The organism is Acinetobacter equi, assembly GCF_001307195.1.
Classification (GTDB): domain Bacteria; phylum Pseudomonadota; class Gammaproteobacteria; order Pseudomonadales; family Moraxellaceae; genus Acinetobacter; species Acinetobacter equi.
Genome location: NZ_CP012808.1, coordinates 1,339,621 through 1,354,401, shown reverse-complemented (window position 1 = coordinate 1,354,401; position 14,781 = coordinate 1,339,621). Strand labels below are relative to the sequence as shown.

Annotated in this window: 13 protein-coding genes; 3 read left to right on the top strand and 10 right to left on the bottom strand. The window is 35.5% G+C overall.

Features of this window, described 5'->3' with window-relative positions; translation table 11 throughout:
• Positions 1-11 precede the first annotated feature (11 nt).
• From AOY20_RS06325 to cysM, 10 genes are all read right to left on the bottom strand, one after another.
• Positions 12-1,682, bottom strand: coding sequence for an ApeI family dehydratase (locus AOY20_RS06325; protein ID WP_054581076.1), 1,671 nt, complete (start codon positions 1,680-1,682; stop codon positions 12-14).
• A 19-nt stretch (positions 1,683-1,701) separates the two neighbouring features.
• Positions 1,702-2,250 (bottom strand): COG4648 family protein, encoded by a 549-nt coding sequence (locus AOY20_RS06320; RefSeq protein WP_054581075.1) that lies wholly within the window; start codon positions 2,248-2,250, stop codon positions 1,702-1,704.
• Positions 2,247-2,495: an acyl carrier protein gene (locus AOY20_RS06315; RefSeq protein ID WP_054581074.1), complete on the bottom strand. Its 249-nt coding sequence runs from the start codon at positions 2,493-2,495 to the stop codon at positions 2,247-2,249. The genes AOY20_RS06320 and AOY20_RS06315 overlap by 4 nt, the downstream gene beginning before the upstream one ends.
• A 10-nt stretch (positions 2,496-2,505) precedes the next feature.
• Positions 2,506-2,766: a phosphopantetheine-binding protein gene (locus tag AOY20_RS06310; protein ID WP_054581073.1), complete on the bottom strand. Its 261-nt coding sequence runs from the start codon at positions 2,764-2,766 to the stop codon at positions 2,506-2,508.
• Positions 2,750-3,571: a lysophospholipid acyltransferase family protein gene (locus tag AOY20_RS06305; protein ID WP_054581072.1), complete on the bottom strand. Its 822-nt coding sequence runs from the start codon at positions 3,569-3,571 to the stop codon at positions 2,750-2,752. Before AOY20_RS06305 ends, AOY20_RS06310 begins: the two co-directional genes overlap by 17 nt.
• The gene (locus AOY20_RS06300) at positions 3,556-4,182 is read right to left on the bottom strand and encodes a beta-ketoacyl synthase chain length factor (RefSeq protein ID WP_054581071.1); all 627 of its coding nucleotides are present in this window, start codon (positions 4,180-4,182) and stop codon (positions 3,556-3,558) included. The genes AOY20_RS06305 and AOY20_RS06300 overlap by 16 nt, the downstream gene beginning before the upstream one ends.
• 208 nt (positions 4,183-4,390) lie before the next feature.
• Complete coding sequence (locus AOY20_RS06295; protein WP_054581070.1) at positions 4,391-6,694, bottom strand: RelA/SpoT family protein; 2,304 nt, start codon at positions 6,692-6,694, stop codon at positions 4,391-4,393.
• A gap of 30 nt (positions 6,695-6,724) precedes the next feature.
• Complete coding sequence (rlmD, locus tag AOY20_RS06290; protein WP_054581069.1) at positions 6,725-8,116, bottom strand: 23S rRNA (uracil(1939)-C(5))-methyltransferase RlmD; 1,392 nt, start codon at positions 8,114-8,116, stop codon at positions 6,725-6,727.
• Between the two features lie 6 nt (positions 8,117-8,122).
• Positions 8,123-8,944, bottom strand: coding sequence for a 3'-5' exonuclease (locus AOY20_RS06285; RefSeq protein ID WP_054581068.1), 822 nt, complete (start codon positions 8,942-8,944; stop codon positions 8,123-8,125).
• 13 nt (positions 8,945-8,957) lie between these two features.
• On the bottom strand, positions 8,958-9,878 hold the full coding sequence (gene cysM / locus AOY20_RS06280; protein WP_054581067.1) for a cysteine synthase CysM: 921 nt from the start codon (positions 9,876-9,878) through the stop codon (positions 8,958-8,960).
• Positions 9,879-10,162: 284 nt separating this feature from the next.
• Here cysM and AOY20_RS06275 point away from each other — a divergent pair, with 284 nt between their 5' ends.
• The 3 genes from AOY20_RS06275 to AOY20_RS06265 all read left to right on the top strand — a co-directional run bounded on the left by AOY20_RS06275 (position 10,163) and on the right by AOY20_RS06265 (position 14,779).
• Complete coding sequence (locus AOY20_RS06275) at positions 10,163-12,979, top strand: GacS-like sensor histidine kinase (RefSeq protein WP_054581066.1); 2,817 nt, start codon at positions 10,163-10,165, stop codon at positions 12,977-12,979.
• Between the two features lie 102 nt (positions 12,980-13,081).
• On the top strand, positions 13,082-13,870 hold the full coding sequence (locus tag AOY20_RS06270) for a crotonase/enoyl-CoA hydratase family protein (protein ID WP_054581065.1): 789 nt from the start codon (positions 13,082-13,084) through the stop codon (positions 13,868-13,870).
• A 36-nt stretch (positions 13,871-13,906) separates the two neighbouring features.
• Positions 13,907-14,779 carry an NAD(P)-dependent oxidoreductase gene (locus AOY20_RS06265; RefSeq protein ID WP_054581064.1) on the top strand — a complete coding sequence of 291 codons (873 nt, stop codon included), beginning with the start codon at positions 13,907-13,909 and terminating at the stop codon, positions 14,777-14,779.
• The last annotated feature ends 2 nt before the right edge of the window (positions 14,780-14,781 follow it).

The following is a 14,781-nucleotide window of genomic DNA, read 5'->3' as shown; positions in this document are numbered from 1 at the left end:
AAGTCGCCTGTTTATATAGATTGCACAGCAAATAATAGCCGTCCAGATGCCAAAATTTTATCTTCAGTTTTAAGTTCAAAAGACACTTTATGGTCTAGACGTTTTAAAGACAAATTGACTTGCATAAAGGGCTGAATCAAGTCTTGGAATTTTAATTGCTCATATCCATTACACCATTGCAAATCTGCCCAATTTTCTTTAGAAAAATGTTGAATAAATGCAATTTGCCCTACCCCTGGGTAAATTGGCTTTTGTGAAAAATGACCTTTAAAACACTCCAACTCTGGAATAAATTCTAATTGATACTCATGACCATTCTCTATAACATTTTTTTCTAAAACAACAGGAAGTGTTAATGAATTAAATAACGATTTCATATAGTGCTTATTCAATTTAGATTGCGCATTTTTAGGAAGTTTAGCTATAAAACGCCATTGTTTGGGTATGGCAATTGTCTCTAATTGATGGATTAAAGTTGCTTTTAATTCAGCAACAAATTTCGCTTTCCCTTTTTGATGTAACGCTGTGCGTCCTAGTAAATTTAGAACCACAATACTTGCTAAACGTTGTCGACCATCTTGCTCTAAAACTAAAACATGACATTGTTCAATAAAAGGCAAAGCCATTAACTTTTGCTCAATTGCATCCAAGCTTATTCTTTTTTCTTCAAGTTTGACTAAGCGATCTAAACGTCCTAATAATTTAAATGAACTTTTCAAATTATTTGGAACTACAAGGTCAACCTGATCACCTGTTAAAATCCAATCTTCAGTAAAAGCATGATTTGCTTTTACGGCTAATTCATTATGTGTTTGAGCTTGAATTTCAACATTTGCAAAAGGTGTCCATACATCATTATCTTGATATCGATATGCAATTCCACCTGTTTCAGAACTCCCAAATATTTCAGCTATGCTCACATTTAAAAATGGACGTATACCAGCATCCAACTTACCCCCTGAAGAATAAATTTTGGCACAATTTTGGAGTTTTAAATCTGAAGTCCAACGCTTTAGCAATGCTGGGCTAGCAATGAAATAATTTTGAATTCCACACTCAGAAAGCTTTTTTTGTAACGCAATAACATCTTCAGGAAAGGCAACTTGTACCTCATAAAAACTGCGTCCACTTGCTAAAGGCCAAAGTAATTTAAATAATAATCCATAAATATGCTGATGACTGACGGTCGAAATTGCGGTCACTTGAGATGGAAGTTCAAAACTATCATTTAAGCCTTTTACTTCATTTAATAATTGTTTTAACGTTCTTGGAATACGTTTAGGTTGTCCTGTAGAACCAGATGTATAAAAATACAATTTTGCTTGATTAAAAAAAGTTTCATCAAACTTTAACTCAACTAGCTCATCCTGTGTAGTGACTAAATTTTGACGACTTAAAAAATAAATATCTTGTTCTGCTAATTCTTTTTCTAAATCACGAATACGATGTGGAGGTAATAGAACATCCTTCCCCGCCTGAAGTGCAGCAAAAAGTAAAACTAAAAAGTCATAACTATTTTTTTCCCATAATGCCCACACTGAATGATGTAATTTTTTAATTTCAACACTTTGTTGAGCAACATCTTGCCAAAATGCTTGAAATGAAACGTGACTAAAATCTTCTCGAATACATAGCACTTGAGCTGATTGAAAGTAAGGTTCGAACAGACACCATTTTTTCATTTTTAAACATCATCCATTTTTATAATTGGTGCTTACGCTGTTGTCTTTTACGTAAAATAAATTCTACGACAAATAAAATACCCATGAGAAAATAAGAAATAAATCCGTTATATAACACCCAAATTTCCATAGATGTCATAAATACAGTATATGTAGCTATCAGTGAATTACAGAGAAAAAATAAACACCACACCATGGTGACTTTCTTAGTCCATATCACACCTTCATGTGGCAAATCTGGTTCTACAATACGTGCAAATCGCTCAATCATTGAAGGTGGTTTAATGAGTGTTAATGCAAAAATAATGAGAGCACCAAGACTCATAAACACAGGATAAAGTTTTAGCCATGCTTCATCCTTCAAAATTAAACTTAATGCACCACATAAAATAGCAAAAGTGGTTAGAGGCAAAAGTAATGCATTACCTTTACTAAACAACTTTAGGCAACCTAATGTGATTAATAAAAGACCTACCCATACATATTGTCCTTCCGCCAAACAATAACCCGCTAAAAAAGGATAAAAAATAAATCCAATTATCAATATCCCTTTAAAAACTTTCTTCATTCAACTGTCATATTTTGAATAACAATAACAACATCCTGAATGGTTCTTACACTTTTAAAATCTTCAGGATTAACTTGTTTTCCCGTCAGTTCTTTAATTTTTACTACCAAATCAATAGCATCAATACTATCTACATCTAAATCAGTTGCTAAATTTGAATCCAACTGAATATCTTCTGGTGAAATTTCAAATAGATCTTCCATCCACTCTCTTAACTTTTCGAGAACTTCTTCTTGAGTCAGCATGACAACCTCTTTATGCCGTTTTTTGTGCTTCAACCAAAGCAACTAAACTTTGAATTGACTTAAAATGTTGCTTTGTTTCAGCAGATTCTGCATTTAAATGCACGTTATAACGCTTCTTAAGTGCTAAACCAAGTTCCAAAGCATCAATAGAATCTAGCCCTAAGCCATCTCCAAATAATGGAGCTTCACTATCAATATCTTCGATACGGATGTCTTCTAATACGAGCACATCAATAATCATTTGCTTTAATTCATCAGCGAGATTGCTCATCGTTACATAACTCTTGACTAAAATATTGGAATAACTGGTGATTCAAATGACGAACATTTTTAGGATTAATACAATCATCATTTAAAAGATCATCGATCTCAAGTGCATCCATCACTTTAATTTGAATATGAAAAGGCTCACTCGGAACGTGATACCACTTTTCATTTTTCGTTAGTGTTGATGGCGTACAATGAATCAAAATTGGACGTATTGGAACTTTTGCACGTAGTGCAATATTTGCAGCACCTCTTTGAAATTCATTCAAAAATGTATCTTTTTCAGTTCTAGTGCCTTCCGGAAAAATTAATAAAGAAGCAGCTTGTTCTTGATTAAGTTTATCTACGCAATCTTGAATAAACTGTTCTGAACCTGCATTTAAAATATAACCTGCATTTTGTACAGCACCTTTAGTAAATGGATTTTGCCATAGTGCTTGTTTAACAACACAATTAGCTTGTTCCATAAGACCAATGAGTACAACAACATCAATTAAAGTAGGATGGTTTGCAATCACTAGTTCTTGACGACTATTTTTTAATTGTTCCAAACCTTCAATTTCATACGTCATAATTCCAAGCTTTACCATCATTTTAGTAAAACCTTTAAACGTATATTTAATGACTTTCTGTGTTCGTTTCTGTCTTAGGTTTTGATCCGTTGTGGAAGCCTTCACAAGAGGTGCAATTAAACCACCTAAAATCACACCACCAATTCCAAAACTTGCAAAACTAAATCCTGTGGCACCCACTCGCCAACAAAAGTTTGCTTTTTTTCTTATAAAATCCATTTTTAAATTTTCTTCCATTCTTTAAACTGAACATCCGATGTCTGCTCCCAAAAATGATAAAAAGCTAAAACATCTTCATAATAATTTTTAGCAACATGTTCTGGAGTAAATGAAAGTGCTAAATTTTCATTTCCTAAAGAAATAATACCCGCTAATGCAAAAGCATCAAAAGGATGACTTTCAATATATACGCTTGGCATGCTCTCTTCATAAAATACAGTCAAGACTTTGGCATTTTCAACTTTTGTTGTTTTTAACCAACTATAAGCTTCTATTAGTGCATCATTCCAAGTCGCAGCTAAACTTGTTGATTGAGTTGCATCTTGACATAAAATTGAATAAAGCCCTGAAATTGCATTATGAACAGACGTAGAAAATTGTGTGGGAGATGGTGTCTGATCTTGTAAAACATCAGCTAGAATTTTAAATGTTTTATGCTCATCGCCATATTGGGAAACCCAAATAATATAATCAACTGATGTATTCTTTAACGCACTTAATGCACTATTTATTGCAAGTTTTGCAATTGTAGATAAACGGCGACGTTGCATTGCAGGAATTTGTTTTAATTCTGGGAATAATGATTCCTCTGAACTTAAATAAAGCTCAGATACATTTATGTATATCATAAAGTCACCTTCCACACCTTTCCCACAAGGCTTATCCAAGCTGCATTGTCTATTTTAATAATATAAATGCAATTATGAAAACAAAAAATATACAAAAAACAAAATAAACTCAATGATTAAAATAAAATCATAAAAAGCAGCTTAAGCATTATTTCACAAATTCTAAATAAAAAAAACCAGCATCAAAAGACACTGGTTTTTCAAAACCTTAGTTTCCTTGTACAAGCCTTCTTGCACTAATAATGCCGGGTTGCTGCTCAAGGCGAGCTAATAATTTAGACAATTGTGCTAAACCTTTAACTTCGATTAACAACTTCATATTGGCAATACCATCTGCTTCTGAAATGGTATTTACTTGTCGTATATTAATTTGATCAGCAAAAATGACTTGCGTTAAATCTTTCAATAGACCACGGCGATCGTAAGCTTCAACCACAATTTGGACACTTTGCCCACGTGTTGGTTGCATTTCCCAATCTGCTTCAACCGCGCGCTCAGGCTCTTGAGAAATCATACGTACATAGTCAGAACATATAACTTTATGAATACTCACACCACGATTTAAGGTGATGTAGCCAGCAATTGATTCACCATGAACAGGCTGGCAACACTGTGCCACATGTAATTCAACGTTATCTAAACCATCAATTAAAATACCATGTGCAGATAAAGTATGGCTAGCACGTGGATTTAATGCTGGTTTTAGAACAAGTTCTGGCTCATCTTGATCAAGATGCATATGACGATTAACCTGATTAATCAGTGAATGTAGACTAATATCACCACTCACCAATCCAATCAGAATATCTTCACCATGTTTTACATTAAAATGATTACAGTAATCATTTAAATCAATGCTTTTAGGATGAATAGCTAAACGAGAAAGTTCTTTGTTTAGAATCTCACGCCCAACTTCTAAGTTTTTGCTTCGATCTTGTTGTCTAAACCAATGACGTAACTTATCTCGCGCACGCGCAGTTTTAATATAACCTAAAGAGTTCACCAACCAATCACGGTTAGGTTCACGATCTTTTTTGGTCAAAATTTCAACTTGCTCACCAGTTTTTAGCGTATAAGTTAAAGGAACATAACGTTGGTTGACACGTGCTGCATAACACTTATTTCCAACTTCTGTATGCACATGGAATGCAAAATCTAAAACTGTTGAGCCACGTGGTAATTCTTTAATATCACCATCTCGGCTAAACACATAAATTTTCTCAAAATCTTCAAACTCTTGAATTTGCTCAAAATCATCTACATCTTCATCTTTATGTGCACTTGCATCATTACGCTCTTGATAATGCTCAAGAACCGATCTTAAAGAATGTAAACGATGATTGAAGGAGCGATCTGTCGTTTTCGCTCCTTCTTTATAATTAAAGTGTGAACATACCCCTAACTCAGCTTCTTCATGCATATCTTTAGTACGAATTTGTACTTCCAAAGATTTATTTTCAGCAATCACGGCTGTATGCAATGAACGATAACCATTGGCTTTTGGATTGGTAATATAATCATCAAACTGATGCGGAATATGACGCCAAATCTGATGAACAATCCCCAAAGAGTGATAACACTCTGGAACACTTTTAACCAAAACACGAACTGCACGAATATCATAAAGCTGGTCAAAGCTAAGGTTTTTGCTTTTCATTTTTCGATAAATCGAATAAATGTGTTTTACTCGTCCATTAATCTCAGCTTCAATACCATTTTCAGCCAATTCATTCTTTAATTTATCAATAACAAATTGAATATATTGTTCACGTTCTAAGCGTTTTTCATTCAGTAAAGATGCTATTTCTTTATAACGATCTGGTGCTAAATAACGGAATGCAAGATCTTCTAACTCCCATTTAAGCTGAGCAATGCCTAAACGATGTGCCAAAGGGGCATAAATCGTTAAAATTTCTCGAGCAACTCGCTCTTGTCGTTCTTTTGAAGAATGAGCTAATTCACGTAAAGCAAAAGTACGTTCCGCAAGTTTAATTAATACGACTCGAACATCTTCTGTCACAGAGATCAGCATTTTATAAATGCCTGTTAAATGTTCGCGTTGATTATTATTAAAATGATCTTCTAGACGCTTATTCTTTTCAATCAGATCAGATAGTTTACCCATTGCCAAAGTACCTTTGACAAGCCCATAAACTCCTTCACCAAATAGCTCTTTCACATCTTCTAGTGGGATTACACCTTCACGTACGCCTCGGTACAATAGAGAGGCTGACAAAGTATCTTCATCAACATGTAAATGTGCAAGAATATCAGCCATCTCAATACCCGTATAAAGTGTATTGGAACGATGACTAACCGTTGTCTCTAGCTCTTTTTGCAAAGTATAACTAGCCACTTCTTCAAGTCGCTTTAATGCAGCCCCATCTAAAATATCACGAACTCTATCAAGCCATTTTGCAATGTCTTGTCGTGCTTGCTCGGCATGTTCTACAGTCGTTTCCTCAGACAGCTCAGTCAAGCGTCCTGGAAGTTGTTCACGTACTGTGACCATACCCATCTCCTGTTGTTTTATACATCATTATTATAAACCGCTTACATTTTCCATGCTTTGTTCAAACAACGCGATTGATTCAACGTGAGCAGTATGTGTAAACATATCCATTATTCCTACTTTTTTCAATCTATAGCCTTGTTTTACCAATAAACCTGCATCTCTAGCTAAAGTTGCAGGATTACATGAAACATAAACAATTTTTCTAGCACCGAATTTTGACAAATATGTCATCACTTCTTCGGCACCAGAGCGTGGTGGATCAATCAAAAGCGCATCAAATGCTAAACTCGCCCATGATTGATTCGAAAAATCTTGCGTTAAATCTTGTGAATAAAATTGAATATTATCCAAATGATTTAATCGTGCATTTTCCTGACCACGTTGAACCATTTCTTCTGAACCCTCAACAGCAATCACTGATCCTGTTGGACCAACACAGCGCGCTAAAGGTAATGAAAAATTTCCTAATCCACAAAATAAATCAAGAACCCGTTCGCCCGGCTGAAGCTTAAGCAAATTGCATGCCATCTTAACCATTTGAGGGTTAATTGTTGAGTTAACTTGCGTAAAATCGTACGGATGAAATGCAAATCTCACATCAAAATCATCTAATGCATAATGTAGTCGCATTTCTTCTGCATGATCCACACGCGTTAAACTCTCCACATCTGTTGGCTGTAAATAAAGTTGCCAGTTTTTCTGTAATGCAAATTGTTTAAGTAACGTAATATCATCTTCAGCTAAAGGGGCTGTTTGTCTAATCACAAGCGCACACTCATGATCACCCATCGCTAATTCTATATGACCTATGTTCGCTTTGCCTTTTAGACTTTGGAGTAATTGCTTTAAGCGAGTAATTGAGCCGAACTCTTGATCCAAGATCATACAACGATCAATTGATGTTAAATAATTACTAGATTTTTCACGAAAACCAACCACAAGCTTATTTTGTTTTGGAATATAACGAACCCCAATACGCGCCTTTCTACGATAATCGTCACGTGTTGAACGTAAAGGCTCCAACCATGATTCGGCTTGAATACCAGCAAAATGCTCTAAATGAGATTTCAAAACATTTTGTTTTAAACGAATTTGCTCATCTTTATGAATATGTTGCATATTACAACCACCACAATGTCCATAATGTGGACACTGTGGTTCAACACGAACTTCTGAAGGATGGCTTAATATTTCCAAGCATTCTGCTTCTTCTAGCTTTGAAACAACTTTTGTAATCTTTGCTTTAACAGTTTCACCTGGCAAAGCAGCTTCAATAAAAACTTTTTTTCCATGCTTTTCAGCAGGATGCTCTGGATGTGATCCATAGTGCGCTATACCACGTCCCTCGTGTGATAGTGACTCAACTGTAAAAATATATGTTCCGTGTTGAGTGGTACGAGGTTTGGCTCTATGTTTCATGTATACCTAATATTGGGAAGATAAAAAATCTGAAGAGGTAAAAGTTGTCTGTTGAGAGGTTTTAGACCATATTTCTAAAAACTCAGCATGTTGCGCTTGAGTTTTCAAATACTCAATAGTTGCTTGTACCCATAAACGATGATCCTCACTCGTTAATTGCCCTTTTAACAATAACCAACGAATATAGATCAACCATGTATTTAATACATCACCTTCGCAGTAACTCGTTAAACGTAGCCATTGCTGTAAACGAATATATTCAGGCACATGATAACCTACCTCACCTCGTTTACCCGGAAACCCTAGTAAATGAGCAATATCATCTAATTTTTGGAAATGACGACCATTAAACATTGCCATAACATCCATTAAATCAATATGACGATGATGATATCGATTTTGGTAATTATTATAGCGTTTCTGAGTATCAATTTCGCCCTGATCAAATAAGCTAGGTGCAGAAAGCCCATGATACATTGCGCGGAATAAAATCACAGGTAAATCAAACTGCATTCCATTCCAACTCACTAATGTTGGATGACGTTTATCAAAAATGGATAAAAATTTTCTTAAAATTTCAGCTTCATTAAACTTTTCACGGCTAAATGAAAATAACTTCATTGCACCTAATTCATCAATCCACAAGCCCGAAATACATACAATTTCATGTAATGCCAAGCGCTGAAAATCAGTTCCAGTATCTTGACGGCGTAATTTCATCAATGCTTGTTCAAGGTCTGCTTCTGGCAAATCTAATTGATATAAATGCGCCCCCGATTTTAGATCGGTAACAGTTTCGATATCAAAAACTAAAACAGGTAAGCGCATAATTAGACTCTTATTATTCTGGATCTACTACAGAAAATAATCCTGTAGATAAATAGCGATCACCACGATCACAAACAATACATACAATCACTGCATCTGGATTTTCTTCAGCAAGTTTAATTGATGCCCAAACAGCACCACCCGATGAAGTTCCTGCACTAATCCCTTCTTTGCGTGCCAATTTACGCGCTGTTTTTTCCGCTTCAATTTGCGGAATATCCATAATACGGTCAACACGTTTTGCATCAAAAATCGTTGGAAGATATTCTTGTGGCCAACGACGAATACCCGCAATATTTGAGCCTTCTGAAGGCTGTAAACCGACAATTTGAATCTCTGGATTTTTTTCTTTTAGGAATTTTGAAATTCCCATAATCGTACCAGTCGTTCCCATTGAACTCACAAAATGAGTAATTTTCCCACCTGTTTGTTCCCAAATTTCAGGACCTGTTGTGAGATAATGTGCTTCAACATTATCAGGATTACCAAATTGGTTAAGGACTAAACCTTTTCCTTCTTTTTCCATCTGAAGCGCAAGATCTCGTGCTTGCTCCATATTTTCAGACTCAATAAGTTCGGCACCATATGCACGCATTGCATCTTTACGTTCTTGACTAGAGCTCGCTGGCATAATCAGTATCATTTTATAACCGCGCATTGCCGCAACCATTGCCAATGCAATTCCAGTATTCCCACTCGTCGCTTCAATTAACGTATCGCCTGGCTGAATTTGACCACGCTTTTCTGCTTGCATAATCATATTATATGCTGGTCGATCTTTTACCGATCCTGCTGGATTATTGCCTTCAAGTTTTGCTAATACTGTTGCTTGAGTGTGATTTGCAAGACGCTGTAAACGCACTAGTGGGGTTTTACCTACATAATGGTCTAACAAAAATTCATCTGCTTTAAAATCTGGGGTCATGTTACTCATTATGTGCACCTATATCGAGGTGCGCATATTGTATGAAAAAAACCTTACCCCTGCACCCTTTTGCACTAATATTTATTAAACATGATCAATTAACCATCAACCCATTAGTCAATTTTTCATATTGATCTTGCTCTATTTAATTGGCTTATTTCTTTTTTATGCGCTTGAGAGATGATATTTTTAGATTAATTTTTTAAATGATACCGATAAATCTATAACCGATTATGAGTCGAATAGAAAAAGCATGCTACACTCCTTTTTAGAAGGGATAGCTTGCTTAACTTATGTCAAATATCAATAAAAAGTTATTTAAAAGACTGGATTTAAATCATGCTTATGGGCAACTTATTGCGCTCATTTTTGTACCTATTACCATTTTAGCTTGTGTCGGTGCAGCTTTAGTTTTAACTGAAACATCAAATGCTGCAAAATCTCAACAAAAACAAATGGCAATTGCAATTCTAACAAGAAATGAAATTCCTGCAGAAATTGCCTTAACACAAATTAATTCAATGCCTTGGACTTTTCATCAAGCACCAACAAACTTTATGCAAAATATGATGAAAGAAAAGGATCTATTACGCACCGCCTTAATTGATGAAAATGATATTAGCCTGATTAGTATTGGTTTTGATGCACAGGCACCATGGCCAACTATCCCGAAAAATAGCAATAGTTTTTTTGGACCTATCAAATCTAAAGCTAGCAATGTTTATGGTATTCCTATTCAAAATGAAAACCATCAGCGTTCTTGGTTACTTATTGAATTAGATAATCAGCCATTACAATTGGCACGCTATAGGGTGTTAATCGTACTAATTGCAACAGGATTACTAACCTTACTTTTACTCTTACTTTGTCTAAACTTTTATTCTAGACGCTGGATTGCACCTATGTATGAAATACGTATGCAATTACAGCGTCTTAATGCAGATACTCTTGACCAACACATGGTCATTAACAGTACAGGTGAACTTCGCCTATTGCAGCGTGATATTGCCAATGTGGTAAAACGCTTACATTTCAGCTTCTTAGAACTTAAAGAACATACTGAACAAACTGAGGATGATCTACGTCGTACCTTAGATACCTTAGAAGTCCAAAATATTACTTATCGTCAAGCACGAGACCAAGCAATTTCGGCTAATCAATCTAAATCTGTATTTTTAGCAAATATCAGTCATGAATTACGTACACCATTAAATAGTATTGATGGCTTTATTCACTTGCTTCTGCGCCAAGATACCTTAAGCAATGAACAAAAACTTTATTTACAAACTATTCGTAAATCTTCAGCACATTTACTTGCCTTAATTAATGACGTATTAGATTTCTCAAAAATTGATGCAGGAAAATTAGAACTCGAAACAGCACGTTTTAATTTAGAAGAAGCAATTTATGATGTCATGGATATGCTATCCCCTCTTGCAGCACAAAAAAATATCGATATGGCATTTTATTATGCTGATGATTTACCTATTTTCGTCATTGGCGATGCACTTCGTTTTAAACAAATTCTAACCAACCTTATTTCAAATGCTATTAAATTTACGCCAGATGGTGAAATTATTGTTCGTGCCCGTATTGAACATGATGATATTGGTCAGTGCTTAATTCACTTTAGTGTACAAGATAGTGGAATTGGCTTAAGTGGCACAGATCGTAAAAAGCTCTTCGAATCCTTTTCACAAGGTGATGCTTCAGTTACTCGTCAATTTGGTGGAACAGGCTTAGGATTAGCAATTTCAAAACAACTCGTTCACCTCATGCATGGACAAATTGGATTTGAAGATAATCAGGAAAGAGCACCAACCGATAAAGGCTCAACCTTTTGGTTTACAGCACGTTTTGATGTTGATGAAGATGAAGTGGTGATTCACCCTAAATTTAATCAAATTCATGTCTTGTCATATCTTGCACATCCTGCAACTGCAAGTATTTTACGTCAGTATTTAGAAAATTATCATGTTCATCACAATGAAGCAGGATCAGTTTTAGATATTTTTAGCCGATTACATCAACTACCTGAAGATGAAGATACTTGGCTTATAGTCGATCATAGTGGTGATACAAAAGCATTACTTAAAGAAATCCGCACGCGATATACAGGTAAAATTGCAATTTATGGCTATCAAATGTCATTAGAACCAGATATGTTGCAAGAATATAAGGCGCGTGCTCTATACCAGCCATTGAGTCGTAAGGCTTTGGTAGAATTATTAAACAATGAAAATACGTTTGAAGAAGCTGAAATCGAAGAGTTTGATGGTAAAGGCTTACATATTTTGGCAGTTGATGACCATTTGCCTAATTTAATTGTACTTGAGGCATTATTAGGCGAATTAAATGTCACCACGACCAAAGCACTTAGTGGTAAAGAAGCTTTAGATATTCTTCAAGCACGGATAAATGAACAACAAAAGCCATTTGACTTAATCTTTATGGATATTCAAATGCCTGTAATGTCAGGGGTAGATACTACACGAGCAATTCGTTCATTAGAGTCAACTTTGGAAAATCATCAACCGATTCCAATCATTGCACTCACAGCAAATGCTTTAACCGATGAAAAACATAAGCTACTCAAAGTAGGTATGGATGACTATGTTACCAAACCGATTCAGCTTGAACAAATCATTCAAATTTTAACACATTGGACTAATAATGATTTTTCAGCTAATCAATATGTAGATAAATCGCCTGTAATTGAGGCACTTGACCCTCAAATTTTAAATTGGCAGCAATGCTTACAACTCGCAGCAAATAAAGAAGATTTGGCATTAGATCTTTTAAAAATGCTCATTGATAGCTTCCCATCCGACTTAGAAGAAATGGAACAACTCATTGAACTTGAAGATTTCCCTCAACTTGAACATGTATTACATCGCCTACATGGTGCTACACGTTATGTCGGTACCCCATTATTACAAGATACAACTGGAAATTTTGAACGCTTTGTTTCGACCTTACGAAAAGAGCAAAAGCGTGCGGATGATGCATTTATTCAAGATGTCTTAATTCGCTTAGATGAATTAAAAATGGTCATTAAACAAGTCGAAAATGTAGCTCAACATATTTTAGATCATCATTCAAGTCTATAGCTAATTTTAAAATAGAGCATGATGATTTTCTATGACTATGGTGTCATTTATATAAGTGACGTCCGTGATATGCTCAATCTAGGAAAAATAAGAGCAAAGTTAATGACTTTAATACGTACAGATATTCAAAATGGTATTGCCACTGTTTCACTTAATCGTCCTGAAAAACGTAATGCTATGAGTTTTGCTTTACTCAAAGAACTAGTCAAAACAGCACATCAATTAAAAAAAAATCGCCATGTCCGTTGCATTATTTTGACAGGTGAAGCTCAAGTTTTTAGTGCGGGTATTGATCTCAGTGATTTGAATAATCCTAAAAATAAAGCATTTGCAGCATGGGAACTTCTTAAACCGGGTCAAAGCCTATTTCAAAAAGCATTCTTAGTTTGGCAAGAATTGCCCATTCCTGTCATTGCAGCAATTGAAGGCTATTGTTTCGGTGCTGGCATGCAACTCGCTTTAGCTGCAGATATTCGTATCGCTCACGCAAATACCCAAATATCAATTATGGAAAGTCGTTGGGGTCTCGTACCAGACATGGGCTTAAGCAAATCACTTAAAGGCCTAATCGGACTAGATCTAGCAAAAGAATTGACCTTAACTGCGCGTATTTTTGATGGTGAATATGCCAAAAACATTGGTCTAATCACTCATTTGAGTGATCATCCATTAAAACATGCCCAACAAATTTCTGAAGAAATGCTTCAAAGATCTCCTGATGCCTTAGCCGCAGCTAAACAGGTTTTAAATGCGATGGAACATCATCCACAAAAATCTTTACGTTTAGAAAAAATTTGGCAGCTAAAACTTCTCTTAGGCAAAAATAGTCAATTAGCACGTAAAAAAGATAAGCATCCAGATACCCAATTTTTACCGCGCCAATTTAAATGATTAACTTCTAAAAACAAAGATAGAAAAGGATTTCAAATGAACATTAGTCAACAAACAAAAATTGCATTCTTAGGTATGGGACTTATGGGGAAACGCATGAGTCACAGATTACTCGATGCAGGTTTTCATGTTGGTGTTTGGAATAGAACCTCATCTGCATGTATGCCATTAATTGAACAAGGTGCACATGCATTAAAACTTAATAAAATTCAGAACTATCCTATTATTCTAATGTGTTTGGCGGATGATCAGGCTGTAGAACAAGTTTATGAACAGATACAAGATTGGCTTCTTCCAAATCAAATCATTGTCGATTTTTCAAGTCTATCTGTGGATAAAACTTTAGAACTTGCGGATAAAGCAAAAAATAAACAAGTAACTTGGATTGACTCTCCTGTTTCTGGTGGTACAGCGGGTGCAGAACAAGGCTCATTGGTCATTTTTGCAGGTGGTGATGAACATACAATTCAAAACTTAACTCATCTCTATCAAGTACTTTCGCAACGTGTTACGCGTATGGGAAACACAGGAACTGGACAAGCAACAAAAATTTGTAATCAGCTCATTGTTGCAGCGAATAGCACACTGATTGCTGAAGCTGTTGCACTAGCCAGCCAAGCGGGCGTTGATACAACACTACTTGCTTCTGCACTTGCTGGTGGATTTGCTGACTCAAAACCTTTCCAAATATTAGCTCCGCGTATGGCAACTCATACATTTGAACCTGTGCAATGGAAAGTACAAACTTTATCTAAAGATTTAAATAATGCGATAAAACTTGCCAAGCAGTTCCAACTTGATATTCCTGTAGCTCAACATGCATTATCACAGCTACAAGCACATCAAAATCAGGGCTATGCTGAAGCAGATTTGGCAAGCGTTATTCTTCAAATTCAGCATCAAAACTAATT